Origin of the sequence: Pseudomonas zeae (genome assembly GCF_014268485.2) — a bacterium.
Classification (GTDB): Bacteria; Pseudomonadota; Gammaproteobacteria; order Pseudomonadales; family Pseudomonadaceae; genus Aquipseudomonas; species Aquipseudomonas neuropathica.
Map to the genome: position 1 here is coordinate 3,847,845 of NZ_CP077090.1, position 25,003 is coordinate 3,872,847.

Here is a 25,003-nt window from a genome sequence, read left to right on the forward strand (position 1 = left end):
CCGCATTGACGAGACGCTCCTCGAATGTTCAGATGCCGGCCAGTTTCAGGTGTCCCATGCCGCCGTGCATGGGGTGAAACGGGAAACCGGTACATTCTTTTCGAACAAGTCCGGTGCTGCCCCCGCAACGGTATGCGCGTGATGTTTTCAATACACCACTGTGGCCAGACGGCCATGGGAAGGTGAAAACCTCGATACGCGCGAGCCCGGAGACCGGCCTGGAATTTCGTTTGGCAAAATCCTGCGGTGGGCGGGCATGGGCCGGTATTGGCTGTGCGCGATGCCTTCTCTTGCATGCTCTTCTGCGAAGATCCTTTTCGAGAAGACAATGATTCGACCTTTCAACACTTCTGCTCCAACCCTGTTCCTTGGCTGCCTGTTCAGCCCGCTGCTACTGGCCGACGACGCGCCGCTGGAACTCAATCAACAAATCGTTACTGCACCGTCAGTGGAATCCACCACCGTCGCCGAGATGGCCAGATTCGGCAGCAAGGTCGAAATCGTCAGCCGCGAGCAGATCGAACGCGCCGGCCCCAGCGCCGATGTCAGCCGGGTGATGCAGATGTTCATTCCAGGCTTGTATGTGGCGCCGAAAAACGGCCCTTTCGACTACGGCACCTATTCGCTGCTCGGCGGGCGCAACGACGACACGCTGATCCTGCTCGACGGCGTGCGCCTGAACAATCGCCTGTACGGTGGCCTCTATCTGGACACCCTGCCGGCCAACGCCATCGAACGCATCGAAGTGCTCAAGGGTGGGCAGAGCCTGTTGTTCGGCACCCAGGCCGTGTCCGGTGTGATCAACATCGTCACCCGCAGCCCGCAATCGCGCAAAGCCGCCGGCGAAGTGAATCTAGGCGTCGACAGCTTTGGCGGCACCACCGAAGACGCTCGCGTCGAGAATATCTTCACTAACGGCTTCGGCGACCTCGGTTTGTTGGCGTACGTCAGTCACAACGTCTCCGACGGTTACCAGCCCTATCGCAACCGCGACATGAAAAACGATTCCGGCAAGGATCGCGCCTACGAAGTCACCACGTTCGGCGGCAAGGCGATTCAGTCATTCGGCGATGATTCGCGGCTGGAGCTGTTTTACCAATACGCCGACGCCAACCTCGATTTCGCCCGCCCGGTCGACAACCACAAGACCACTAACGACCGCGTGCAGCAGATCGCCACGGCGACCTTCGAGCAGACCGTCAATGAGCGCCTGAGCTACTTCGTCAAAGGCCATATCAACGACTGGGACACGCGTTATACCCGCGTCAACAACGTGGAGGGCGGCGGCACCAAAGTCATCAACCACAATGACTATTGGGGCTTCACCGATTGGGGTGTGCAGGCCGAGGGCAAGGCTGAATTGCCCGGTGGCCATGTACTGGTGTTCGGCACCGACAACCAGTGGTTCAAGGGCCAGGATGATGTGTTGATCATCGATAACGACAAGGCCGAAGCCCACGCTTTCTACACGCAACTGCGCCCGCAGATCGACGCCCTGCCCGACTGGCACCCGAGCATCGGTGTGCGTCACGAAGCCATGAGCGGTGGCGATGGTGCCACCGTCGGCATGCTCACTTCGCTGTATGACCTCAATGACAATTGGTCGGTGCGCGGCCAGTACGGCAGCGCCTACAAACTGCCAAACGCCGAGCAATTGTTCGTCAATGAACCGGGCGACGAGATCGGCAATCGCAACCTGAAGCCGGAAAAAAGCCGCAATGCGGAGCTGGGTGTCGACTACAAAGGCTTTCTGCTCGACCGCGAATTCAGCGCCAGCGTGACCCTGTTCAAACGCAAGATCGACGACTTGATCACCCTCGACGACATTCAATGGGTCAACGGTGAAGGCCAGGTGCGTATGCGCGGTTTCGAGGCCGACGCCAAACTCGCGCTCAACGATCAGTGGAGCCTGCAAGCGGACATGACCCGCAACCTCACCGAATCGCGCAGCGGTGTAACCCTCAACGATATCCCGAGCTTCTTCGCCCGCTCGCGGCTTGGCTATGAATCGGAAAACCGTCTGTGGGGCGCCGGCGGTGCGATCCGCTATATCCGCGACATCAAAAGCTCGAAGCAAGTCGAGTACGGTAACTATTCCGTGGTCGACGCCGACGCTTATCGCTACCTCGACAACGCTCATCAGCACCGCGTGAGCCTGCTGGTGGAAAACCTGTTCGACCGCGATTACGTCACCAGCCGTTCGAGCAACGTCGACAACCTCGGCCGGCCGTTCACCTCCGAAGTGCGCTACACGTACCGCTTCTGATGAGTGGAATCAAAACCGTCGACGGCGTCGACACGCACCCGGACTGGTCAAATGTGCCCGAGCATGCGCGCCATGTATTCCTCTGCACCGGCCCGCGTTGCACCCAGCGCGGCGCCTTGCAGTTATGGAAAACCCTGCGCCGGCATTTGCTCGCGCACGATCGCATCGAGACGCCGGATGGCGTCTTGCTGACGCGTACGCACTGCCAGTTTCCGTGCAACCTGGGACCGGTTGTGACGGTGTATCCGGAGCGCTGCTGGTATGGCGTGCGCAGCCATGAAGATGTGCAGCGACTGGTCGAGGGGCATCTGGTGGGCGGTGAAGTGGTTGCGGATTTGCTGATCAAGGCGCAGACATGAGATCGATTCTGTACGTACTTGGCACCCTGCTCTGCTCAATGCCTGTACTCGCCGACAGTTACCGCAATTGCGGCGAAGAATGGAGCGCCGATCAATCTTCGCGCATCGTCGCGCTCAATCAGCATGCGGCCGATCTCGTCCTCGCACTGGGTGCCGGGCCAGCGCTGGTCGGCGTGGCGTATCTGGATGACACCGGTGCCGGTCAGCGCCAAGCCGAGTATTTCGGCGTACCGGTAATCGCGCGGCAGTACCCGGCCAGCGAAGTGCTTTACGCTGCGAAGCCGGATCTGGTGATCGGCGGTTTTGCCACGGCGTTCGGCGACGGGGTGACCTCGCGCTCGGGGCTTGCGCGCAATGGCGTGGGTTCGTATCTGCTGGAGTCCGCCTGCAACGGGCACTCACTGGATTATTTCGCGCATGTGCGCAATGACTTGCTGACCTTGGGCAAGCTGCTGCACCAGCAGCAAAAAGCCCAAGCATTGATCGACTCCATGGAAAAGGACATTGCCAGCGCCCGAGCCTTGGCCGGTGTAGGTAAACCGTTGTCCGTGTTCTATCTCGACAGCGAAGTCAAAGGTCTCGACAGCGAAGGTCGACGTGGCTTTGTCACCCAGCTGTTGGCCGCTGCCGGTGCGCGCAATGTGTTTGCCGACATCAACCTCTATCGAGTGACCGTGAACAGCGAAACCCTGCTGGCCAGCGACCCGGACGTGATCCTGCTGGCCGACGCCGAATGGTCGCCCGCCCGCCGCAAACGCTACCTGTTGGCCCACGACCCGGTCCTCTCGCAACTGCGCGCGGTGCGCGAGAACCGCATCATCGACATCCCGTTCACCCACCTGCTACCGACCTTCAACAGCGGTCGGGTGGCGCTGGAGCTCGCTCGCCTGCTCAATGCCCTGAATAAAAATAAATGAACCCGCCGCACCCTACGCCACCTAACGAACAGACCATCAGGAGGTAGCCAATGCAAATCGAAACCGTGTGGATCGTACTGGCGGCAGTTCTTCTGCTAATCGAACTCTGGGCCATCAATCGGGTGCGCAAGAGCGAGGGGAAAGCGAGCAATAAGGGTGTGTGGATTGTGCTGATCGTGTTTGTGCCGTTGTTCGGGTTGATTGCCTGGGCGCTGGCGGGGCCCAAGCATGTCAGTCAGCATTCGGCGTCGTAACCTGATCCTTGATCCATAGCGACTGAGCATCCGTCACGGACCGGCAGGCCTAATGCCCGCCGGAGATATGCTTGCTTAACCCGTTGCCAGCGTACGAGCCCGGCTTTTGGCCGGGCTTTTTTCTGGTTGCTCGCTGCGTCTCCCTGCTGCAGGATCAGCCGATCGACAACAGGGAATGTTGAAATGAACCAGGCAACACATCGACGAATTGTGGTGGTGGGTGCGGGCATCGTCGGCGCCTCGCTTGCGTATCACCTGTCTGGCAAAGGTGCACACGTCACGCTGATCGAGGCTGACGAGATCGCGAGCGGCGTGACGGCAAGCTCTTTCGCCTGGATCACTGCCACGCACGCCGGCGCTGAGCCGATTGCGCAGTTGCGCGGTATGGCCATAGATGCCTACCGACGACTCGAAACCGAGCTGCCGGATTTGCAGATTCGCTGGACCGGAGCGCTGTCGTACAGCGAATCAGCAGAGTATCGGGCGTCGGCGACATTGTTATCGTCTGCCGAAGTGCTTGCCCGCGAGCCCAACCTGAAAAACCCCCCACCCTGCGCGTTATTTCTTGCTGAAGAAGGCGCACTCGACGCCGTGCAGGCCACCCACGCCTTGATTGCCGGCGCCCAGGCGCTGGGGGCGCAATTGCTCACGCAAACCCGAGTGACCGCTTTCAAAACCTGCAACGCAGATGTCACCGGCGTTGAAACCACAGCGGGCACGTTTGATGCTGACCTTGTTGTGCTTGCTGCGGGGACTGGCACCCGGCAGTTAACACAGATGCTCAACGTGTCCCTGCCCATCGACGCCTCGCCTGCCATTTTCATCCGCTACCAGACCCAACCGGGCCTCGTTAAAGGCATCATTTCCAGCCCTGTCATGGAAATTCGGCAAAGCGCCGACGGCACGTTGCTGGCCGCTGAAGATTATCTGGGAGAGGCGCCGGGCAACTCGCCGACTGACATCGCCCGGCAAACCGCCGAAGCCATACAGAGTGAACTTCACGGTGTGGTTTCCATTGCGCCGCAAACCGTCGCCGTCGGGCTTCGGCCCATGCCCGCTGATGGCCTCCCCGTTGTCGGTTACTTGCCTGGGGTCGGTGGAGTTTACGTTTGCGCGATGCATCCCGGTGTGACGCTGGCGGCAATCGTCGGGTGCCTCGTCAGTGAAGAGCTGCTGGATCACCAGTCATCTGCTGCCCTTGCACCGTGCCGCCCAAAGCGTTTTTTCAGAATTGCGGCAAAGTGACAAACAACGCTGCTCTTACCCGCTGAGAACCTGCGGCAATATCTACAACAAAGAGATTTTTATCATGGAAGAAGTCATCACCTATCGCATTGCCACTGCTGACGATGCGCCGGTAATGAGCGAATTGGGCCAACTGCTCAACTCGGTACACCACGCCGCTCGCCCTGATATCTACGCCGCCGCCACCGAAGATTTTGCCCGCGATTTGCCGCACTGGGCCGGGGTATTCGAAAAGCGTGGCCAGATCGTCTTCATCGCCAGCGCCGGTGAACGGCCCGTGGCGTTCATTACGGCCATCCTGTCCGCCAGTTCCGGCCCGCTGATGCAACCGCAGAATGTGGTGCGCATCGGCTCGGTGTGTGTCGCCGAGCCGTTCTGGGGCAAAGGCATTGGCCGTGCACTGATTCAACGGGTAAAAGACTGGGCTATCGAGCAAGATGCTCAGGACTTGCGCCTGACGGTATGGCCATTCAACGAGCGCGCGGTACGCATGTATGCCGAGTTCGGCTTCGAAACCCGTGCCCTGGAGATGGGCGTGCGTTTGTGAGGAGCGGACACGTCCGATCATGAATAACCGTGAACAGCTCCATCAACAGGGTTTCGCCCTGCTCCGTCGCGCCATACCCGCCGAGTGGCTGGACGACCTGCGCCAGGCGTTCGATGCGGGTGTGCTGCCGTCAGATCGCTGGCCCGTCCCACGGGGTCAGGACTGGCGTCATTCGCTGTTGGATGAGCAGGCGACCGTGCGCGCGGTGTGCCACTTGCCAACGGTGTTGGCCGTGGTCGGTGAGCTGATCGCCGAGCGCTTCTTTCTGTCCCAGGTTGAGGGTCGCGAACCGCTTGCGGGGGGCGGCCATCAGCAGCTGCATCGCGACTTGTCCGCGCAACGCCCCGGCGACTGTGCGGTGGCCCTGGCTTTTTTCGATGACTATGGTGCCGACAACGGCGCGACCCGCATCGTCCCCGGCAGCCATCGCCCGGCGCCGGGAGCGCCACCGGTAGACGTCAATGATGAGTCGGGGTCAGTCCAGCTCACGGGCCGTGCGGGCGATATTCTGGTGTTCGATGTCGACCTGCTGCATGCCGGCACCAGGAATCTGCTGGGTGGGCGCCGGCGTTCGGTTCTGATCAACTATTGGGCCGAGCCGCTGTACGCGTCTCACCTTCAAACGGTGGCTCTGCGAAATATCCGCATGGACCCTATCGAATGGTTTGATCCTGCCGACAACATCCTGATGGACACCGAGGGGTTTAACGGCACAAGTTTCCCCGTATAAAAGCCACTTTCTATTACGATTCAAGAGGCTGCACCCATGAGCAACGCCTGGAACGAAGGTTATTTCACCGACGAAGGCTACACCTACAGCTATAGCCGGGAAATCAATCCGGTTTTCCAGCGTTACTGCCTGTTGTTGCGCGGCGTTGCCGGTCTGGACAATCCCGACGGTTATCACTGTGAACTCGGCTTTGGCCAGGGTGTGTCGATCAATATCCACGCCACGGCGAGCCCTGCCGGCTTCGTCGGGACCGACTTCCACCCCGGTCAGGCGGCCCATGCCATTGAGCTGGCAGAACTCAGCAACAACGGCGCAAAACTCTATGACGACAGCTTTGAGCAACTGCTGGCGCGCCATGATTTGCCGCAATTCGACAGCATCAGCCTGCACGGCATCTGGACCTGGGTCAGCCGTGACAACCAGAAGCTGATTGTCGAATTCGCTCGGCGCCACCTCAAACCGGGTGGTCATCTGTACGTCAGTTACAACGCATTCCCGGGCTGGTCGCCTGCGGCGCCGTTGCGCCAATTGTTCAGCCTGCACGACCGCTTCGCCAATCACTCGACGCGGGCGGATCAGCGCATCGACGCCGCGTTGCAGTTTTCCGAAGCGCTGCTGGCGGCCAACCCCAAGTACGCCATCGCCGCGCCAAGTCTGGGCGCCCGACTGCAGACCATCAAAGGTCAGGACCGCCAATACGTCGCCCACGAATATTTCAATCGCGACTGGAACTGCATGTATTTCGCCGACATGGTGGATGCGCTGGCCCCGGCCAAGCTCGATTACGTCACGACAGCGGTGCCGCTGGATTCGGTTGATGCACTCAATCTGAGTGCCGAAGCCCTGACCTTTCTCGACGGTATCGAGCACCCGGTGATGCGCGAGCAGGCACGTGACTACTTCGTCAATCAGTCTTTCCGTCGTGATCTGTACGTGCGGGGTGCCAACCGGCTCTGCGCCGCCGAGCGCCGGGCGCGCATGCTCAAAACGCGCTTTGTCCTCATGCAACCAGCAGAAAACGTAGCGTCCAGCGTCACCGGCCCCGCTGGCGAAGCGTCTTTGCAAGCGGAAATCTACGGCCCGCTGCTCGATGCCCTCGCGGGCCAGACGTATGAAGCCAAAACGATGCAGCAGTTATTCGATACGGTGTCGCCAATCGCCTATGACGATCTGGAACAGGCGCTCGCCATCCTGGTCGGCATGGGTGCGGTGGCCCCGTGCCAGAGCGAAGCTGCCGAGGCTCTGGTGTATGAACGCTGCGCTGCGTTCAACCTGCAACTGTGCAAGCGCGCGCTGTTCAACGCCGACATTCAGGTGTTGAGCAGCCCGGTCACCGGCGGTGGCGTCATGGTCAGCCGCTTCCAGCAACTGTTCCTCATTGCAATCCGCCAGGGCAAACAGCACCCGGCGGAGTGGGCGCAACTGGCGTGGAGCGTCATCGCTGAACAAAACGAAGTGTTGGTCAAGGACGGCAAAACGCTGACCACCGCCGAAGCCAACATCGCCGCACTGACCGAGCAAGCCCAGGCCTTTGCCGAGCAATCGCTGATCGTGCTGAGCGCTTTGAAAATCGTCTGATCGGGGTAGGTGGTGCGCAGCGGGGCAGGAAATCTTAATCAAACGCCCCGTTGAGCACCTCGTAAATCAGGCCGGTGGCCAGCGCAACCAATATCAGATCCGTGCCCGCCTGCTGCCATTCGTAGCCATCGTAATGCGGCAGATGACCGGCCAAACGCCCATCGAGCTTTTTCGCGATACCGGGCGGCAATGGCTTGCCGCGTGCAAGATTCTTTTGAATGCCCGGTGGTAGCGCAGGCCCCGGACTCCAGTAGTCGCGGTAGCCACCAACAATCCCGAGCACATTGCCGCGATCGATATTTGGGCCATGACTCCAGTCACCACCCGAGTTGTTGCCCTTGTTGCCGTTACCTTTCTGGTTACCGTGGCCCTGCACATTCTGCGAATTACCTTTGCCATTGCCCTTGCCATTACCGGGATCAGCCAATGCCATCGCCGAGCTGAAAACCAGCGCAAGAGAGGAAATCGTTGCAATCAACGTGCGTGACTTGTTCATGCGGCGCGCCTTCATGGTGGGTTGCTCCTGTGTCATCGTGACGTTACACATCAGCCTAGTTTATTCCGGCTGACCGGTCGTCGATTACGCCTAGCCCATCGACTCCCGTCCGGAACCCGCATCATCTGGTTGCCCAAGCGCTTCGGGCATTTCTCGATCGAAATTCTCGAAGAGCAGGCGCTGGGGGCATTTATCGAGGCAGCATTTGCTTGCGGATGAAACTCCGCCGCCCCTGATCGATACGTCTACGTTCTCTCCATCGCCACCACGCCTGGAGACTTCGCCATGACCCGCCTGCTGCTGACTGGCTTCGCCCTGCTCGCCCTGAGTTTCCAGGTCCACGCCGACATCACCCCCTTCCCCGCCACCTTCCACACTCAGGACATCAAAGTCGAAGGCGCGACAATGCATGTGCGAGTTGGTGGCAAGGGTCCGGCCGTGGTGCTGTTGCATGGTTTCGGTGATACCGGCGACATGTGGGCGCCGCTGGCGGCGGATCTGGCCCGCGATCACACCGTGGTGGTGCCGGATCTGCGCGGCATGGGTTTGTCATCGATTCCGCAGGACGGCTACGACAAGAAGACCCAGGCCGGCGACATTCGTCAGGTGTTGAGCGCGCTGAAGATCGAACACTCGGTGGTCATCGGGCATGACATCGGCACCATGGTCGCGTTCGCCTATGCCGCGCGCTATCCCGAGCTGACCGAGCGCCTGGTGGTGATGGATGCGCCCGTACCCGGCATCACACCGTGGAACGACATCGTTCGTTCGCCGATGCTCTGGCACTTCGACTTCGGCGGCGCGGACATGGAGCGTCTGGTTGCCGGGCGCGAACGCATCTACCTCGACCGTTTCTGGAACGAGTTCGCCGGCACCCCGGCCAAAATCGATGAAGGCACCCGCCAGCATTACGCCAAGCTCTACGCCCGCCCCGGCGCCATGCACGCCGCTTTTGCCCAGTTCCGCAGCATTCGTCAGGACGCCCTCGACAACGCCCCCGTTCTGCAGAAACACCTGGCCATGCCGGTGCTCGCCGTGGGCGGTGAAAAGTCCTTTGGCAACAACGAAGCAATCGTCATGCGCAATGCCGCGGACAACGTTACCGAGGTGGTGATTCCGGCAGCCGGACACTGGTTGATGGAAGAGGCGCCGGCACCGACCATCAAGGCAGTGCGCGACTTTATCGCAATGTGAAGAATGGGCATTGCCTTGGCCCGACGCTTACGTCAGGATTCGCCCCTTTTGCGCGCAAGAGCAGGCCGGACAGAAAACATGAATCGTCAAAAGAAACTGCAGCAGTTGTTCAAGGAAAAGGCCAAGAAGGCCAGCGCCAAACTGGCGCCGAAAAAGCCCAAGTACATCAGCAAGGCTGAGCGGGCGAAACTGGAGGCTGAGACGGCGGTGGAATCAACCGATACCCGCGAGAGCTGATCCCTGCCCTACAAGAACGGCGCAATATTCGCCAGCGCCCGCTCAATGTAGCGGTCTTTCTCCGCCACCGGCGCCACGCGTTTCGCTGACCGGGCCGGGTGGTCGTTTTTTTTCTGCCCGTTTTGCGCGTTTACCGACCAAATTTACGACACATTTATTTTTATGCTTGCGCCTATTTCGGAGCCAGACTCACGATGACAAATAGCTCGCCAAACTATGAAAAAAATCATATTAAACTGATGAGATTTCATATCACCCTGGCATTATTCTATTTCCTCATCTGCTCACTTTCTGCATGGCTATGCATGATTGATAAAAGCACCTCAATAGGCATACCTGTGTTTTGCGCAGCAGCCGTTTTCGTCCATTTACTGCTTGCCTATGGAAGCAGAAACCGACTTGAGTCTTCGAGAAAAGCATCAGAGTTCATAGGTGCGTTATTGATGTTTGGTTTTCCAATAGGCACGTTGTTGGGGTACTTCTTCTTGCAATGCACAATATGGCAGGATCCGGAACAAAAACATTAATAGGCTTGTGAGAACGGACATGTGAGCGGTTCTCCTTTTCTGCGCCGATACTTTTACGACGCCGAGTTGAGCCTCTCCGGTGCACCGGCCCTGTGCAAGTGCTATGGGCTGACCAAGGAACAATGGATCGAACGCCGACGGTGACGTTAATGGCATGTCTGAGCGCACCTTGCGAGCCAGTCCGCATCAAGAAGGCGTTTTACACGCCAGCCAAGCCCCCCAGAACAAACTGCTGAAAAACCGCGTCGCCTCGCCAAACCCGGCCTCATGCAACAACGCCTGAACCGCCGCTTCGGAATGCGGCGGGTCGGCGCCTTGCAGAATCTTGCCCAGCTTGGCCTTCACCTCCTCCGCACTGGCGCCCTGCTGCCGCCAACGCTGTCCCCACGCCTGGAGCAATAACGGTTGGCTGGCATAGGCGTAATGGTTGCCGGCGACAATCAGCGGCGCCCCCGGTTTGAGCCGCGCCTGAATCGCTTGCAGGATCTGGCGCTTGGGCTCATCACTGTTCAGATGATGGAGCACGCCGATCAACGTTGCCGCATCAAATGAGGCAGCAGCCGGCAGATCTTCGACGTGGCCAAGATGCACCTGGGTTCGGTGCAGCAAGTCGTTGGCCTGCAGTTGCGCTGTCGCGGTTTCCAACATCGGTACGGAAGGGTCGACTGCGGTGAAATGCCATTGCGGCTCCAGCGCCGCCATCGCAATGATTTCCTGCGCCGTGCCGCCAGCGCCGACCACCAGTATGTTGGCCGGACGCGAACCCAGGCTCGCCGCCAACATGCAGGCCGCCAGATCATGACAGGCGTCGTAGCCGGCCAGCGCGATGCGGCTTTGGCGGGCGTATTCGCTGGCGCGGGAGGTGTCGAATTTTTCTGCGGGGCTGGTCGAGGTTTGGCTCACGGCAATGCTCCTGGTTTTTCGAGCACGCTACGCCGAAGAGCGCGAGAGGGAAAATTCATTCGCTTCATGCCCCGCATTCCTTGCGGGAATGCGGGGCATGTGAACCTGGGTTTTGTATTACCGAGCAAGCAGCGCCTGCAGCCCACCATGGCCGTCGACGATCAGGCTGCGAATCAGTGCCTGATAGTGCTCGGCACTGTTCGGTTCTCGAAGATCGAAACTGGCCAGCCAACTGACCAGTGTTCTGTCCTGGCCTGACAAAGCAACCAGTTCCACGCTGGCCACGTAGTTGTCCAGCGGTAAGGGCGACTCTTCAAAACGGTAGGACAGCCTCAACGCCGAGTCATCAACCGACAACAAGCGCTCTCTGACAACGGCGCCATCGCTCAACGTGAGCGTGCGAATGCAGCCCACAATCTCGGGTCCTGCGCCTTCGATATGGCTGTCCACAATCGAAGGGTGCCAGTTCTTGATCTCGCCAAACTGCTTCACCACGTTCCAGACCTGTTGTGCAGCGCCTTCCACGACAGCGGAAAACTCAACCTTCGACATCTCGTATCCCCTTGTAATTGATCATCCGCCGATCCCGGCAGCGGACTACCGGGATCGACCGATACTCAGGCCTCGAACTGGTGATAAACCTTGGCGATGACCTTCCAGACGCCGCCCATTTTGATCAGGGTCAGGTAGTCGTTGTAGTCAGCACCGATCGCATCGGTTTCCATGTCCACGCGCACCACTGCGGTGGTCGGTGTGATCGCCAGCACGTCAAGACGTGTGCTGATTTGCGGGGCAGCACCGTTTTTCTCGACGAAATCAAACAGGTTCTTGATCGGGCCGCCGAGTAATTCGCCGTTGGTGAAACCGTACATCACCGCCTCTTTATGGAAGGCTTGAGCAACGCCTTGAGCATCACCGACCCGAAGACCTTCGACGTATTGATTGGCGGTGGCGATGACAGCGGTGTATTCGGCGGTCGGTACAGCCTTGATGTTCTTCGACATGGTTGTTTCCTTTCGTTGGGGGTGAGTTACAAAGGCCACCGGAAGCCAAGGCTGGCACCCGGTGGCTGCAGCAGCCAACACTCACCAGTCCTGGCGCGTCGGCGAAATGATGAGGTCGTTGACGGTGACGTTTTCCGGCTGGTTGAGCGCATAGATCACCGCACGGGCAACATCGTCAGGCGCGATGGCGATGCGGTTGAGTTCCTGGGCGGCCTTGCGCCCTTGCAGATCACTGACCTTGTCCGCCCAACCGGTATTGATAACGCCGGGGCTGACCGTGTTGACGCGGATGCCATGCTGTACGCCCAGTTCCTTGCGCATGGACTCGGTCATGGCCTGCACAAAAAATTTGGTAGCGCTGTAAACACCCGCCGCCGGCCCGACCTGATGGCCGGCCACCGAGTCCATGTTGAGGATCTGCCCGGACCGCTGCTCCAGCATCACAGGCAGCACTGCCGCGGTAGCGTTGAGATAACCCTTGATGTTCACGTCGATCATCTTTTCCCAATCCTCCACGACCAGATCGACCCAATTGGAGAACAGCATCAGCCCGGCGTTATTCACCAGAATGTCGACACCGCCATAGGTGTCCTGCGCGAACGTGGCGAGTGCTCTGGTTTGCTCAAGCCGGGTCACATCAGCAGTAAAAGCGACCACGTCATGGCCGGCCTCACGCAACTCGGCGACGAAAGCCTGTAAGCCCTTTTCGTCCAGCGCAGCGACAACCACACGAACCCCTTGTGCCGCCAGCGCACGCGTCGTGGCCGCGCCGATACCGGAAGATGCACCGGTGACGATGGCGACTTTGTTGTGTAGATAATTCATGTTTCGTTCCTCTTTGCAGTGAATGCGATTGCGCCCGGTCGGTGTCAGGGTTGCCATTCAGGCGTTAGCGGTTGGCCAATCGATGTAGCCTTTCGCACCACCGCCGTAGTAACTCTCACGCGGGGCAATGGTCAGTTCGAGACCGTGGCGCAAGCGCTCGACCAGGTCGGGGTTGGCAATAAACAAACGCCCAAACGCCACCGCATCGATATGGCCCTGCGCCCGACGCTCAAGCGCCATCGCCAGGTCATAGTTGTTGTTGCCAATGAACGCGCCGTCGAACTGCGCACTCAGCGCGTCAAGATCCACGCCCGCAGGAACGCTGCGAGAAGTGGCCGTGGCGCCTTCGACGAAATGCAGGTAGGCCAGATTGAATCGATTGAGTTGCTGGATCAGGTAGCCGTAAGTCGCCATGACGTTGCTGTCGGGCGGCGTATTGCCGGCATCGGGCGTTACCGGAGACAGGCGGATACCGACACGGTCGCTGCCCCAGATGGACGCCACCGCTTCCGTCACTTGCAGCGTCAGCCGGGCACGGTTCTCGATGGAGCCGCCATAGAGGTCCGTGCGCTGATTGGTCGAATCACGCAGAAACTGGTCGAGCAGATAACTGTTGGCCGAATGCACTTCGACGCCATCGAAGCCGGCTCGCTTGGCATTCTCGGCGGCGAGTTTGTACTGCTCGATGATTCCAGGAATTTCCGCGATCTCAAGCGCGCGAGGCATCGATACCTCGACAAAACCTTTCTCGGTATACGTGCTGCCCTCAGCCTTGATGGCCGAGGGTGCGACCGGCGCTTCGCCATTGGGCTGCAACTCGACACTGGAAAAACGCCCCACGTGCCACAGCTGGCAGACGATTTTTCCGCCGGCCGCGTGCACCGCATCGGTGACTTGTTTCCACCCGGCGACCTGCGCTTGCGACCAGATGCCCGGCGTCATCGCATAGCCACGTCCCTGAGCGGAAATGTTCGTCGCCTCGGCGATGATCAAACCTGCACTCGCACGCTGAGCGTAGTAAGTCGCATGCATTTCATTCGGTACGCCGTCGTCGGCCATCCGGCTGCGCGTCACGGGGGCCATGACAATTCGATTGGCCAATTGCAGCGCGCCCATCTGCATGGGCGAAAAAAGGTCGGTATCAACAGCGTTATCAATCATAAGCACTCCTATTCAATAGACCGGTCGTCTAGTAAAGCAACCCAAAAAAAACGCCCCTGCGCCAGCGGGCGTGCACTCGTTATCGGTGCGGTTTCAAACGTGAGGGTCCGACGCTTGAAGGCTCACACTTCGGCAGCGGGATGAACACCTGACGGTTCAAGCGCTGCCCTTTCCCACTTGGCAATCACCAGCGGTGCGATGGCATTGCCCAATACGTTCAGCGTGGTCGTACCGCTGTCGATGATCCTGAAAATACCCGCGATCAATGCCACGCCTTCCAGGGGCAGACCGGCCGAAGCCAACGTAGCGGAGAGGATGATGATGGCAAACCCGGGCACCCCCGCCGCGCCTTTGGACGTCAGGACCATCGTCACCACTAGCAGGATCTGCTGCGACAGCGACAGGTCGATGCCATAGAGCTGCGCGACGAAGATCGTCGCGACGCCGAGGAAGATCGAAGCGCCATCCAGATTGAATGCATAACCCACCGGCACCACGAAACTGACGATCCGCCGCGGTACACCGTAGGTCTCCAAACGGCTCATCAACTGCGGCATGACGGCGGCGGATGCGGCACTTGAGAACGCCAGAATCAATTCACTGCGGAAGTAGCGAATCAATTTGAAAATGTTCTCGCCAATCAAGTAGCAAATGCCGCCGAGTATCACCAGAGCGAACACAATCAGCGCCAGATAAACCACCCCGATCAACTTGAGCAATGGCAACAGCGAGGCAAAACCAAATGTCGCGACCGTGGCGCCAATCATGCCGAAGACACCGACCGGCGCGTAGGCCATGACAATAGAGACCACTTTGAACATCGCATCGGAAATGCTCTGAACCACCGCGATGGCTGGCGCACTTTTTTCTCTTGGCAACGCATTCAAAGCGAGGCCGAACAGCACGGCGAAGAACAGTACCGAGAGCAATTTCGCTTCCGACATCGCCACCAGAACATTATCCGGCACGATGTTCTGCACGATCACCAGCGCGCCTTTCGAGGGCTCCATGTTGATCGATGCCGTGCCATGCGAAAGGCCGGAAATATCGGTGCCGCTACCCGGTTCAAAGAGGTTTGCGAAACACAAGCCGATGACAATGGCCAGCGCGGTAATAGCAAAGAAATAACCCAGCGACTTGATGCCCATGCGGCCAAACGACTTGTTATCGCCACCGCCAGCGATGCCCAGAATCATGCAACAGAAGACAATCGGTACAACCACCATCTTCATCATCTTGATAAAGATGTCACCGAGGGGCTTGAGGATCTCTGTACTGACCCACGTTTGATATTGCGGATGGGTATTGAAATACCAACCGACGAGCACGCCAAGCAACAGCCCGGCAACGATTTGCCACACCAGGGGAATACGTTTCATGTCTAGCCTTTTTGTTGGAAGGAAAGGTCTGCGTCAGCGGCAGTTGCTAGAGTCATGAGCTTCCAGCTCACTAGGGACCAAATGGCACAACCGGGTTGTGCCATGACGGTTGTCACTTGGCGAAGAGCTGGCTCATATCCTTGAACGCCTTGAACTCCAGGGCGTTACCGCAAGGATCAAAGAGGAACATGGTGGCCTGCTCACCCACCTGCCCTTGAAAGCGGATGTAAGGTTCGATCACAAACTCGGTGCCAAAGGACTTCAGACGTTCGGCCAATGCTTCCCACTGTTGCCATCCCAAAATGATGCCGAAGTGCGGAACAGGGACGTCGTGACCGTCGACCGGGTTGCTGTGAACGCTTTCCTGCGACGCGGTTTTCGGGTGTTCATGAATCACCAGTTGGTGGCCATAAAAGTCGAAATCGACCCACTGAGTACTGGAGCGCCCTTCTTCAAGACCAAAGACTTCACCGTAAAAGGTGCGCGCTGCAGCCAGATCGTAAACGGGGATAGCGAGGTGAAAAGGCGAGAGGCTCATCAGAAACTCCAATCATGTTTTTGTTGGTTGGTGAACATTCCTGCCGTCATCGGCGCCTTGGGTTCAGCCGCTGCCGGGGGATGGGAAACATCCTAGGGCGGAAAACCAAACATAAAAATCAATATATATTTCTTAGAAACACAATTAATATTTGTGAATGATCAAAGAACTGAAGACACTCATCGCCGTAGCACGCGAAGGTACTTTCGCTGCAGCCGGCAACAGGATCGGCCTCACGCAGGCTGCCGTCAGCGCCCAGATCCAGCGCCTGGAAGCCGAACTCGGCTTCGAGCTTTTCGACCGAAAGGGGCGCTCGGCACACCTCAACAGAATGGGCCACCAGATACTGCTGCAAGCGCAAGAACTGCTCAGGCTCTACGACAGCCTCGGCTCGACAACGGTGGGGCTGCCGCCCAGCGTGCTGGTCAACATCGGCGCCATTGCGTCGGTGCAGCGCTCTTATCTACCCGATGCACTCGCGAAGTTTCACCAGCACTGCCCGCAGTGCAGATCCCGGATCGTTCCGGGGTTGTCGATGGAACTGGTCAACCTGGTGGATGCTGGCGAGATCGACATGGCCGTGATCATCCGACCACCCTTCTCACTGCAAAGTGATCTGCGCTGGACCACGCTGGCGCTGGAGCCTTACCGGTTGATCGTGCCACGCGATGTGCCGGGCGATGACTGGACCCAATTGCTTTCCAGCCAGCCATTCATTCGATACGACCGCTCCTCTTTCGGAGGCAGGCAGGTCGACCGCTTTTTACGGCAGATGCATTTCACCCTGCACGAGGTCTGCGAGCTGGATGAACTGGAGGCAATTATCAAACTGGTCGAAAACGGTGTCGGCGTGGCGCTGGTGCCGCAGACGGCGCCCGACTTTGCCTGGCCTGCCGGCGTCCGGGTGCTCGACCTCGGTCAGCACACGTTCCACCGCGATATCGGGCTGGTGCACCGATCGCGCCAGACCTTCACCGAACCTGTACGGATGCTGGCCGAGCTGATCAGTGCGCAGGTCAAGATCGGCTATGACTGAGTGCAGGGTTGCGCCTTCACAAAGCACAGCCATTAACCGTATCAATAACAACCATTGATTCAATGAAGTTCTCTTATCAATAGCACGGCGTAACATCGGCTCCAGACCTGACCACTACCCCAAGGAGCACACACTCATGAAACGCCAAGCCCTTCTCAGCATCGCTTTCTCATTGTTCGCCCTGAACGCTGTTGCCGCTCCCGCGACTCAAACCGATCCGCTGTTCAGCGACGCAGTAGCCGCCGCCACCCAGACTGATCCGCTGTTCAGCGATGCCGTTGCCGAAGGGGGTTCCGACCGTTTGCTCGAACGCCGCGCCGTCTGAGTGCAGCGTTTTACCGCCGTCACCGAATAAAGGCCCGACCTCACCCGTCGGGCTTTTTGCGTCTGCACGTTCTGCTCACCTACCCTGCTCTGCCGGAAACTTTTCCTCGCCAATCGCCTCGATCACCTAACCTCATAGACTGTGTGATCCATTCGAGCCGCCTCACCCATGCGCAACACATTGAAGTCGTTGTTTTTTGTTGCATTCATGCTGCTGGTTGGCGGCAGTCCGACGCTATTGGCCGCCGACTTGCCGCCGCCGGCAACCACCGCCACCGCGCCACTGCCGGTGATTTCGCAAAGCGAACTGCAGGCGCTGCAACAACGCCTCGACGGCCTCAAGCAACAGATTTCCGCAGCGAACAATTACAACCAGCTCGAAGGCCCGCAGGATCGGGTGCAGGCGTTCATTCTGGATGTCGATCGGTTGTCGGCGGCATTGTTGCCGCAGCAGGCGCAACTGGCGGTGCAGTTGGGGGTGCTCGGCGCGGCGCCGGATGCTGATCTGGCGGCGGAACAGGCGGATATCGTCGTGCAACGGGCAGCGCTGGCGGAGCAGAAAAGCAAGGTCGACGGAACCCTGAAGAGCCTGGCGGCGTTGAAGCAGAGCGCGGCGGATCTGATTACGCAGATCGCCGGCATTCGTCGCACGTTGCTCGAGAGCGAGTTGACCTTGGGCACTGACAGCGTGCTGAGTCCGAGTTTCTGGTCACCGCTGGTGAATCCGACCGACGATGATCGTCAGCGTCTGCGTTTTTTCGTCGATCAAGTACGTGATACCTGGGCCACGGTTTGGGCGCCAGGCGAACGCCTCTTCACCAGTATCCTGGTGCTAGTGGCGCTGATCATCTGGACCTTCGGTCGCCGGCTGGCCGAACGCGGTCTGACCTGGGTGTGCATTTACCGCATGCCCGAGGGACGTCTGCGCCGCAGTGCGCTGGCGTTCGCTTCGGCGCTGGCGACCATCGCCACCACCGCCATTGCCCTGCAATTACTGTTCTACGCCTGCACCCGTCATCAACCTTTGCCGCCAGTGCTGGAAACCTTCTCCGAAGAGTTCGAAAAGGTCGTCTATGCCTGCGTACTGCTCACCGGGTTGAGCCGCGCGTTGCTGTCGACGGAACATCCCTCGTGGCGTCTGCCGGCGATTGCCGATCAGGTGGCGCTGGCGCTCAGGCCCTACCCGCGCATTCTGTCCTGCACGTTATTGGTGCTGGTGACACTGGTGCAGGTGAGCAATGCCACCGGCATGAGCAGCCAGATCGTGATTGCCGGACGCGGGGTCATTTCGATCGTGGTGCTGGCGATCGTGACGGTCCTGTTGTTGCGCGTCGGCAAAGTGCGCAAGGCGCTGGTCGCGGCCAATGATGCGGCAGCAGCGAACAGTACGTTTGCCGGGGTGATTTACACCATCGCCAGCGTCTCGATGTTTGTCTCGGCGATTGCCTTGCTCGCCGGCTACGTGTCGCTGGCGCGATTCATCAGTTATGAGTTGGTGTGGGCCTACATCGTCTTGTCGGGTTTCTACCTGCTGATCCAGTTGATCAAGGACGCCTGCGAGCACGTATTTTCACCCAGACATGCGAGCGGCAAGGCGCTCAAACAGTTATTGGGCATCGGTGATCGCCGCCTCGATCAGATCTCGATCCTGCTGTCCGGCTTCAGTCGGGCCGCGCTGATGCTGCTGGCGGTGATCGCTCTGTTTGTCGGTGGCATCGGCACCACGCTCGGGCAACTGGCGAGCAACATCATGGCGATCCTTGGCGGCGCCGGGTTGCGCAAGCTGAACATCGTCCCCGGCCACCTGCTCAATGCCGTGCTGGCGCTGATGATCGGCATCTGGCTGATCCGCGCCCTGAGTCGCTGGCTCGACAACGAGTTCCTGCCCAGGACCGACATGGACCCGGGCATGTGTGCCTCGTTGAGCACGCTGTTTTCCAACATCGGTTACGCCTTCGTGATTCTGCTGACGCTGTCGTCGCTGGGCGTGCAGTGGACCAATCTGGCGTGGATCGTCAGTGCGCTGTCGGTGGGTATCGGCTTCGGTTTGCAAGAGATCGTGAAGAACTTTGTCTCGGGGCTGATTCTGCTCACCGAACGACCGGTGAAGGTCGGCGACCTGATCAGCATCAGTGGCGTCGAAGGCGACATCCGCCGCATCAACGTGCGCGCCACGGAAATCCAGCTCAGCGACCGCTCGATCGTCATCGTGCCCAACTCGCAACTGATCTCGCAGAACCTGCGCAACGTCACGCTGGGCGGCAGCGCGCAAGGCGTGGCGTCACTGGAACTGGTGTTCCCGCTGGATATCGATCCCGAAGAGGTCAAGGAACTGTTGCTCAACACGTACAAGGAGAACGAAACCATCCTCGATAAGCCAGCCCCTTTTGTGCGCTTCAGCAAGTTGTCGCCGGACGGGATTACCTTGACGGTGACTGGTTATGTGGGCAGTCCGAGGATTGTCGGGGTGACCAAAAGTGATTTGTTGTTCGAGATTCTCAAGCGCCTTGGAGCGGCGGGGATCGCGCTGGCGAAACCGGCCGGGACGACCTGATCGGGTTATTCCCGAAGCGCCTAAATGCCTGCCTTTTCGGTCTTTATTGGCGGTCAGAGCGCAACCTTATACTCAAGCGGTTCACCCGTCGTCCAATAAGGATGTTCCATGCCTCAACGTCTTTTACTGGCGGCCTTGTTCCTCGCTGTCGCCGGTTGCGCCAGCCCTCCTCCTGCGTCCGTTCACACCCATGATCCCACCAGTTCGTCCTTGCAAGGTGATATTTCGCGGCCGGCGGAGGTGTCCTTCTAGAATCAGATGCCCCTCACCCTAGCCCTCCCGAAACGTCGGACCGCCCAAAGGGAGAGGGAACCGATCCGGGGATATTGGAGGGATACGCCGACCTGAATTTGCTTCACCGAATCCCTAGCCGACCTCGACCTGAATTTGCGTCACTGAATCCCTAGCCGACCTCGACCTGTACTTCCCTCACCGAATCCATAACCGACCTCGACCTGTATTTGCCTCACCGAATCCATAATCAACTCGGTCTTTCAGGTCGACGTAGCGCTCAAGATCACCCCGGTCAGTCCCCTCTCCCTCTGGGAGAGGGCTAGGGTGAGGGGCACTGACGACTCGGTATCAAGCGTCTTGCAGCGCACGTGGCCGTTGGCTGCGTTGTTCGGCACTGGCGTCCGGCGCCGGTTGCAGCTGGAAGTCGAACTTCAGCTCGGCATAACGCCCCGACGCTGCGTCTTCACGGAACACCACCTCCCCGACCAAGCCTTCACGGGTCGCGTAGGCGAAGTCATCCCACAGGTATTGATCACCCGACAGATTGATCTGCGTGGTCAGGTGCCGATGCCCCGGCGCGCTGATGAAGAAATGCACATGGGCCGGACGCTGGCCATGGCGGCCGAGTTGGTTCAGGCATTCCTGGGTCGGCCCTTGCGGGTCGCAGCCGTAGCCGGACGGCACGATGCTGCGAGCGCGGTAACGGCCTTCGGCGTCGGTAATGATGCGTCGACGCAGGTTGTACTCAGACTGGCTCGGATCGAAAAACGAATAGGTGCCCTTGGTGTTGGCGTGCCACAGGTCAACGGTGGCACCGGACAACGGCTGGCCATGCAGATCGAACACCTGGCCTTCGAGGTGCATGACGGTGGCGACACCCTCCTCGCTGCCGTCATCCATGCGGCACTCGCCTTCACACAGCGGCGCGCCGGCCACGTACAGCGGGCCTTCGATGGTGCGTGGTGTGCCGCCGGTCAAGCCGATCTGTGCATCCTTGGCGTCCTGCAACAGGTCGAGGAAGTGCTCGATGCCAAGGCCGGCGACCAGTAATCCCGCCTCCGAACGAGCGCCCAGACGGTTGAGATAGTCGACCGCTTTCCAGAACTCGTCCTCGCTGATGTCGAGGTCTTCGATGATTTTCGCGCTGTCCTGCAAGATCCGCAGAACGATGGTTTTCAGCCGGGAGTTACCCTCGTCGTTGGCGAAACCGGCGGCTTCTTTGAAGAAGGCTTGCAACTCGGCGGTGTGGGCAATTTTCACGGTCATGGTGGTTACCTCATCTTGTTGTTTTGTTGGCGCAGTTCTTGAGCTCCATCACCGTCCCTTGTAGGAGTGAGCCTGCTCGCGATAGCGGTCTGCCAGTTGCCATCGATGCTGAATGACACACCGCTATCGCGAGCAGGCTCACTCCTACAGGGACCGGATTGGGTCAGCGGTCGTCGCTGTGGATCGACGACGGATGCCGGCACAGGCCATCGACTTCGATGTCCATGTAGGGGAACAACGGCAAAAGCATCAGCGTGTCGTGCAGCGCCTCGACGCTCGGCACATCGAACACGCTGTAATTGGCGTAATGCCCAGCGATGCGCCACAGGTGTCGCCATATGCCTTCGCGTTGCAGCCGTTGGGCCAGTTCCTTCTCGTCAGCCTTGAGCCGGGTGGCCAACGACGGGTCCATGTCGACGGGCAATTTCACGGTCATTTTTACGTGGAACAGCATGGTGACTCTCCTGATTCAGTGGCGACGAAAACGCGCCAGACGCTCTTCGTCCAGCGTCAGACCCAGGCCTGGAGTTCGCGGGACGTGCAAGTGGAAATCGCGGTACTGCGGCGTTTCGGTGACGATGTCTTCGGTCAGCAACAACGGGCCGAACAGTTCGGTGTCCCAGGTCAGTTGCTTGAGTGTGAGGAAGGCGTGCGCCGAGGCCAGCGTGCCGATGGAGCCTTCGAGCATGGTGCCGCCATACAGCGCAATGCCGGCGGCTTCGGCGATCTGCGCCGTTCTGAGCACGGCACGCGGGCCGCCGTTTTTGGCGATCTTCAGGGCGAACACACTGGCGGCGCCGTCGGCGGCGAGGCTGAAAGCATCCTCGACGCTTTCGATCGATTCGTCGGCCATGATCGGCGCCGGGCTGCGCTGATTCAGGCGAATCTGCCCGGAGCGGTTGACCCGCGAAATCGGCTGTTCAATCAGGTCGATACCGTTGTCACCGAGCACCTGACAGCCGCGAATCGCTTGGGATTCATCCCAATACTGGTTGACGTCGACCCGCACACTGGCGCGCTCGCCCAAGGCTTTTTTGATCGCCACGACGTGCTTGAGATCCTGCTCCAGCGGGTTGGCGCCGATCTTCAATTTGAAGATGCGATGGCGACGTGCTTCGAGCATCTGCTCGGCTTCGGCGATGTCGCGGGCGGTGTCGCCGCTGGCCAGGGTCCAGGCCACTTCAAGGCTGTCTCGCACGCGGCCGCCAAGCAACTCGCTGACCGGCAAACCGAGGCGCTTGCCCTGGGCATCGAGCAGTGCACTTTCGATGCCGGACTTGGCGAAAGTATTGCCCTTGGCGATCTTGTCGAGCCGCTGCATCGCCGCGTTGATGTTGTTGGCGTCCATACCCACCAGCGCCGGCGCCAGATGCGCATCGATATTGGCTTTGATGCTTTCCGGGCTTTCATAACCGTAAGCGAGACCGCCGATGGTGGTGGCTTCGCCGATGCCTTCAATGCCATCGCTGCAGCGCAGTCGCAGAATCACCAGAGTCTGCTTCTGCATCGTGTGCATCGCCAGTTTGTGCGGGCGAATGGTCGGCAGGTCGACGATGATCGTCGTCAGGTTTTCAATCAGAATTCGCTGCATTTCAATGTCCCTTGAAAAGTAGTCAACCGAGGTCGCCGCCACCGACCGGCAAAGTCACGCCGGTGATGTACGAGGCGTCATCGGAAGCCAGAAAGAGGATTGCGCCGACCTGTTCGTCGAGGCTGCCGTAACGTTTCATCAGGCTGCTGTCGAGGGTTTGCGCGACGATCTCTTGATACCAGGCCTGCTCCTGCGCTGACGGTTCGGCGGCATTGCGCGGGATGCGCCGGGGCGGCGCTTCGGTGCCGCCCGGAGCCGTGGCGTTGACGCGAATGCCGCGCTCTGCGTTTTCGAAGGCCAGACATGCTGTGAGTGCGTTGATGCCGCCCTTGGCGGCGCCGTACGGCACCCGATTGACGCTGCGGGTGGCAATCGATGAAACGTTGACGATGGCGCCGCGCCCTTGCTTGAGCATGTACGGCAGCGCTGCGTGGCAGCACCACAGCGTCGGGAACAGCGAACGGCGCACTTCCGCTTCAATCTGTTCGACTTCGTAATGCTCGAACGGCTTGGCCCAGATCGTGCCGCCGACGTTGTTGATCAAAATGTCGAGACGGCCGAAGGTGTTGATGGCTTCAGCCATGACCCGCGCGCAATCGGTGTATTGCTCAAGGTCGGCGGTCAGCGCGAGAACGCCCTCGCCTTGCAGTTCGTGAACCAGTTCAGAGCGATCGACGGCGACGACTTGTGCGCCTTCGTTCAGCAGGCGTTCGCAGACGCGGCGGCCGATACCCTGCGCCGCGCCGGTGACCAGCGCGACCTTGTTGGAGAATCTGTTGTTCATGACAACCTCGAAAGAAGGGTTTCAGGCAGCCGCAGCAGCGAACTTTTCGTAGTAGAAGTTCGCCGGGGTGATGCCCTGCTCGCGGATGTAGTGGCTGACCGCTTCGACCATCGGCGGCGGGCCACACAGGTACACGTCGACATCGCCTTCATTGAGGTGGCGCGGTTCAATGTGCTGGGTGACGTAGCCCTTGAGTGGATGCGCACTCAGCGGGTTGGCCACGCAGGCGCCGAAACTGAAGTCGGGAATGCGGGCGGCGAAGGCTTCGAGACGATCGATTTCGACCAGATCGAAATCGTTGGTCACGCCGTAGATCAAATGCACGGGATGATCGCAGCCCTGCTCGGCGATCTTTTCCAGCATCGCGGTGAACGGTGCCAGGCCGGTGCCGCCCGCCAACAACAGCAGCGGCCGCTTGATCTCGCGCAGGTAGAAACTGCCCAACGGCCCGGCCAGGTTCATGCTGTCGCCGGCCTTGGCCAACCCGGTGAGAAAGCTGCTCATCAAGCCACCAGGCACGTTACGAATCAGAAAGCTGACCTCGCCGTTTTTCTGCAATGAGCTGAAGGAATAAGCGCGGGTCTGCTCGCTGCCGGGCACTTGCAGATTGACGTACTGGCCCGGCAGAAACGCCAGTTTGCTCAGCGCCTCGCCCTTGATCGACAGCGCGATAGTGCTCTCGGACAATTGCCGGACAGTGCTGATCGATGCCTGGAAGTTCGCTTGTTCGGTCTTGCACACCTGCGAGCCGGCCGGCACTCGCACCACACAATCGCTTTCAGCGCGCATCTGGCAGGTCAGCACATAACCTTGCGCGAGTTCATCGGCGCTCAAGGCGTCTTCGATGAAATTGTCACCCATGTCGTAACGCCCTGCCTCGGCGAAACATTTGCAGGTGCCGCAGGCGCCATCGCGGCAGTCTAGCGGGATGTTGATGCCTTGGCGATACGCCGCGTCGGCGACGGTTTCATGGCCGCCGGCCTCGATGAAACGGGTGACGCCGTCTTCGAAATTAAGCGCAATCTGGAAATTCATGGTGCACCTCGCCGTGTCG

General features: G+C 59.5%; 26 protein-coding genes, 1 pseudogene and 1 riboswitch. Of the genes and pseudogenes, 14 read left to right on the forward strand and 13 right to left on the reverse strand.

From position 1 onward, the window contains the following. Positions 1 to 30: 30 nt before the first annotated feature. Positions 31 to 236: riboswitch (cobalamin riboswitch) on the forward strand. 92 nt (positions 237 to 328) lie between these two features. The 8 genes from HU754_RS16850 to HU754_RS16885 all read left to right on the forward strand — a co-directional run bounded on the left by HU754_RS16850 (position 329) and on the right by HU754_RS16885 (position 7,896). Beyond that, positions 329 to 2,266 (forward strand): TonB-dependent receptor plug domain-containing protein, encoded by a 1,938-nt coding sequence (locus tag HU754_RS16850; protein ID WP_186624189.1) that lies wholly within the window; start codon positions 329 to 331, stop codon positions 2,264 to 2,266. Then, a complete protein-coding gene (locus tag HU754_RS16855) occupies positions 2,266 to 2,625 on the forward strand; it encodes a (2Fe-2S) ferredoxin domain-containing protein (RefSeq protein ID WP_186624188.1) in 360 nt (119 codons plus the stop codon). The genes HU754_RS16850 and HU754_RS16855 overlap by 1 nt, the downstream gene beginning before the upstream one ends. Then, entirely contained in the window at positions 2,622 to 3,542 is a 921-nt protein-coding gene (locus HU754_RS16860; RefSeq protein ID WP_186624187.1) for an ABC transporter substrate-binding protein, read from the forward strand. The genes HU754_RS16855 and HU754_RS16860 overlap by 4 nt, the downstream gene beginning before the upstream one ends. 50 nt (positions 3,543 to 3,592) lie before the next feature. After that, entirely contained in the window at positions 3,593 to 3,796 is a 204-nt protein-coding gene (locus HU754_RS16865) for a PLD nuclease N-terminal domain-containing protein (RefSeq protein ID WP_007916127.1), read from the forward strand. A gap of 183 nt (positions 3,797 to 3,979) precedes the next feature. Beyond that, positions 3,980 to 5,041, forward strand: coding sequence for an NAD(P)/FAD-dependent oxidoreductase (locus HU754_RS16870; protein WP_186624186.1), 1,062 nt, complete (start codon positions 3,980 to 3,982; stop codon positions 5,039 to 5,041). Positions 5,042 to 5,105: 64 nt separating this feature from the next. Then, on the forward strand, positions 5,106 to 5,588 hold the full coding sequence (locus HU754_RS16875; protein ID WP_186624185.1) for a GNAT family N-acetyltransferase: 483 nt from the start codon (positions 5,106 to 5,108) through the stop codon (positions 5,586 to 5,588). A gap of 19 nt (positions 5,589 to 5,607) precedes the next feature. Then, positions 5,608 to 6,318 (forward strand): phytanoyl-CoA dioxygenase family protein, encoded by a 711-nt coding sequence (locus HU754_RS16880; RefSeq protein ID WP_186624184.1) that lies wholly within the window; start codon positions 5,608 to 5,610, stop codon positions 6,316 to 6,318. 36 nt (positions 6,319 to 6,354) lie between these two features. After that, positions 6,355 to 7,896: a methyltransferase regulatory domain-containing protein gene (locus HU754_RS16885; RefSeq protein ID WP_186624183.1), complete on the forward strand. Its 1,542-nt coding sequence runs from the start codon at positions 6,355 to 6,357 to the stop codon at positions 7,894 to 7,896. Between the two features lie 34 nt (positions 7,897 to 7,930). On the opposite strand, the gene HU754_RS16890 is transcribed toward HU754_RS16885, so the two are convergent. Then, the gene (locus tag HU754_RS16890) at positions 7,931 to 8,392 is read right to left on the reverse strand and encodes an anti-virulence regulator CigR family protein (protein ID WP_186624220.1); all 462 of its coding nucleotides are present in this window, start codon (positions 8,390 to 8,392) and stop codon (positions 7,931 to 7,933) included. Positions 8,393 to 8,497: 105 nt separating this feature from the next. Here HU754_RS16890 and HU754_RS29475 point away from each other — a divergent pair. From HU754_RS29475 to HU754_RS16900, 3 genes and pseudogenes are all read left to right on the forward strand, one after another. Next, positions 8,498 to 8,611: pseudogene (locus HU754_RS29475) on the forward strand (VOC family protein); the annotation flags it as partial. A 66-nt stretch (positions 8,612 to 8,677) separates the two neighbouring features. Further along, a complete protein-coding gene (locus HU754_RS16895; RefSeq protein WP_093433401.1) occupies positions 8,678 to 9,586 on the forward strand; it encodes an alpha/beta fold hydrolase in 909 nt (302 codons plus the stop codon). 78 nt (positions 9,587 to 9,664) lie between these two features. Continuing rightward, positions 9,665 to 9,823, forward strand: coding sequence for a DUF2986 domain-containing protein (locus HU754_RS16900; protein ID WP_186624182.1), 159 nt, complete (start codon positions 9,665 to 9,667; stop codon positions 9,821 to 9,823). 713 nt (positions 9,824 to 10,536) lie between these two features. Here the strand turns inward: HU754_RS16900 and HU754_RS16905 are convergent. The 7 genes from HU754_RS16905 to HU754_RS16935 form a co-directional block, all read right to left on the reverse strand. Then, on the reverse strand, positions 10,537 to 11,253 hold the full coding sequence (locus HU754_RS16905; RefSeq protein WP_186624181.1) for a class I SAM-dependent methyltransferase: 717 nt from the start codon (positions 11,251 to 11,253) through the stop codon (positions 10,537 to 10,539). A 117-nt stretch (positions 11,254 to 11,370) separates the two neighbouring features. Beyond that, entirely contained in the window at positions 11,371 to 11,805 is a 435-nt protein-coding gene (locus HU754_RS16910) for an SRPBCC family protein (protein ID WP_186624180.1), read from the reverse strand. Between the two features lie 65 nt (positions 11,806 to 11,870). Further along, entirely contained in the window at positions 11,871 to 12,257 is a 387-nt protein-coding gene (locus tag HU754_RS16915; protein WP_093433413.1) for a nuclear transport factor 2 family protein, read from the reverse strand. An 81-nt stretch (positions 12,258 to 12,338) separates the two neighbouring features. Further along, entirely contained in the window at positions 12,339 to 13,082 is a 744-nt protein-coding gene (locus HU754_RS16920) for an SDR family oxidoreductase (protein ID WP_186624179.1), read from the reverse strand. A 57-nt stretch (positions 13,083 to 13,139) separates the two neighbouring features. After that, entirely contained in the window at positions 13,140 to 14,243 is a 1,104-nt protein-coding gene (locus HU754_RS16925) for an alkene reductase (RefSeq protein WP_093433416.1), read from the reverse strand. A 122-nt stretch (positions 14,244 to 14,365) separates the two neighbouring features. Continuing rightward, positions 14,366 to 15,622, reverse strand: coding sequence for a cation:dicarboxylate symporter family transporter (locus HU754_RS16930; RefSeq protein ID WP_186624178.1), 1,257 nt, complete (start codon positions 15,620 to 15,622; stop codon positions 14,366 to 14,368). A gap of 112 nt (positions 15,623 to 15,734) precedes the next feature. Continuing rightward, positions 15,735 to 16,160, reverse strand: a complete 426-nt coding sequence (locus tag HU754_RS16935) for a VOC family protein (protein WP_026000724.1) — start codon at positions 16,158 to 16,160, stop codon at positions 15,735 to 15,737. Between the two features lie 157 nt (positions 16,161 to 16,317). Between HU754_RS16935 and HU754_RS16940 the strand changes: the two genes are divergently transcribed. The 3 genes from HU754_RS16940 to HU754_RS16950 all read left to right on the forward strand — a co-directional run bounded on the left by HU754_RS16940 (position 16,318) and on the right by HU754_RS16950 (position 20,074). Beyond that, positions 16,318 to 17,196: a LysR family transcriptional regulator gene (locus HU754_RS16940; RefSeq protein WP_099758913.1), complete on the forward strand. Its 879-nt coding sequence runs from the start codon at positions 16,318 to 16,320 to the stop codon at positions 17,194 to 17,196. A gap of 136 nt (positions 17,197 to 17,332) precedes the next feature. Next, the gene (locus tag HU754_RS16945) at positions 17,333 to 17,521 is read left to right on the forward strand and encodes a hypothetical protein (protein ID WP_186624177.1); all 189 of its coding nucleotides are present in this window, start codon (positions 17,333 to 17,335) and stop codon (positions 17,519 to 17,521) included. 168 nt (positions 17,522 to 17,689) lie between these two features. After that, entirely contained in the window at positions 17,690 to 20,074 is a 2,385-nt protein-coding gene (locus tag HU754_RS16950; protein WP_186624176.1) for a DUF3772 domain-containing protein, read from the forward strand. A 582-nt stretch (positions 20,075 to 20,656) separates the two neighbouring features. On the opposite strand, the gene catA is transcribed toward HU754_RS16950, so the two are convergent. The 5 genes from catA to benC form a co-directional block, all read right to left on the reverse strand. Then, entirely contained in the window at positions 20,657 to 21,574 is a 918-nt protein-coding gene (gene catA / locus HU754_RS16955; RefSeq protein WP_186624175.1) for a catechol 1,2-dioxygenase, read from the reverse strand. Positions 21,575 to 21,737: 163 nt separating this feature from the next. Beyond that, the gene (gene catC, locus HU754_RS16960; protein ID WP_093433466.1) at positions 21,738 to 22,028 is read right to left on the reverse strand and encodes a muconolactone Delta-isomerase; all 291 of its coding nucleotides are present in this window, start codon (positions 22,026 to 22,028) and stop codon (positions 21,738 to 21,740) included. 15 nt (positions 22,029 to 22,043) lie between these two features. Then, the gene (locus HU754_RS16965) at positions 22,044 to 23,165 is read right to left on the reverse strand and encodes a muconate cycloisomerase family protein (RefSeq protein ID WP_093433469.1); all 1,122 of its coding nucleotides are present in this window, start codon (positions 23,163 to 23,165) and stop codon (positions 22,044 to 22,046) included. A gap of 22 nt (positions 23,166 to 23,187) precedes the next feature. Next, entirely contained in the window at positions 23,188 to 23,949 is a 762-nt protein-coding gene (locus HU754_RS16970; RefSeq protein ID WP_093433473.1) for a 1,6-dihydroxycyclohexa-2,4-diene-1-carboxylate dehydrogenase, read from the reverse strand. Between the two features lie 21 nt (positions 23,950 to 23,970). Further along, a complete protein-coding gene (gene benC / locus HU754_RS16975; RefSeq protein ID WP_116255672.1) occupies positions 23,971 to 24,984 on the reverse strand; it encodes a benzoate 1,2-dioxygenase electron transfer component BenC in 1,014 nt (337 codons plus the stop codon). Positions 24,985 to 25,003 lie beyond the last annotated feature (19 nt).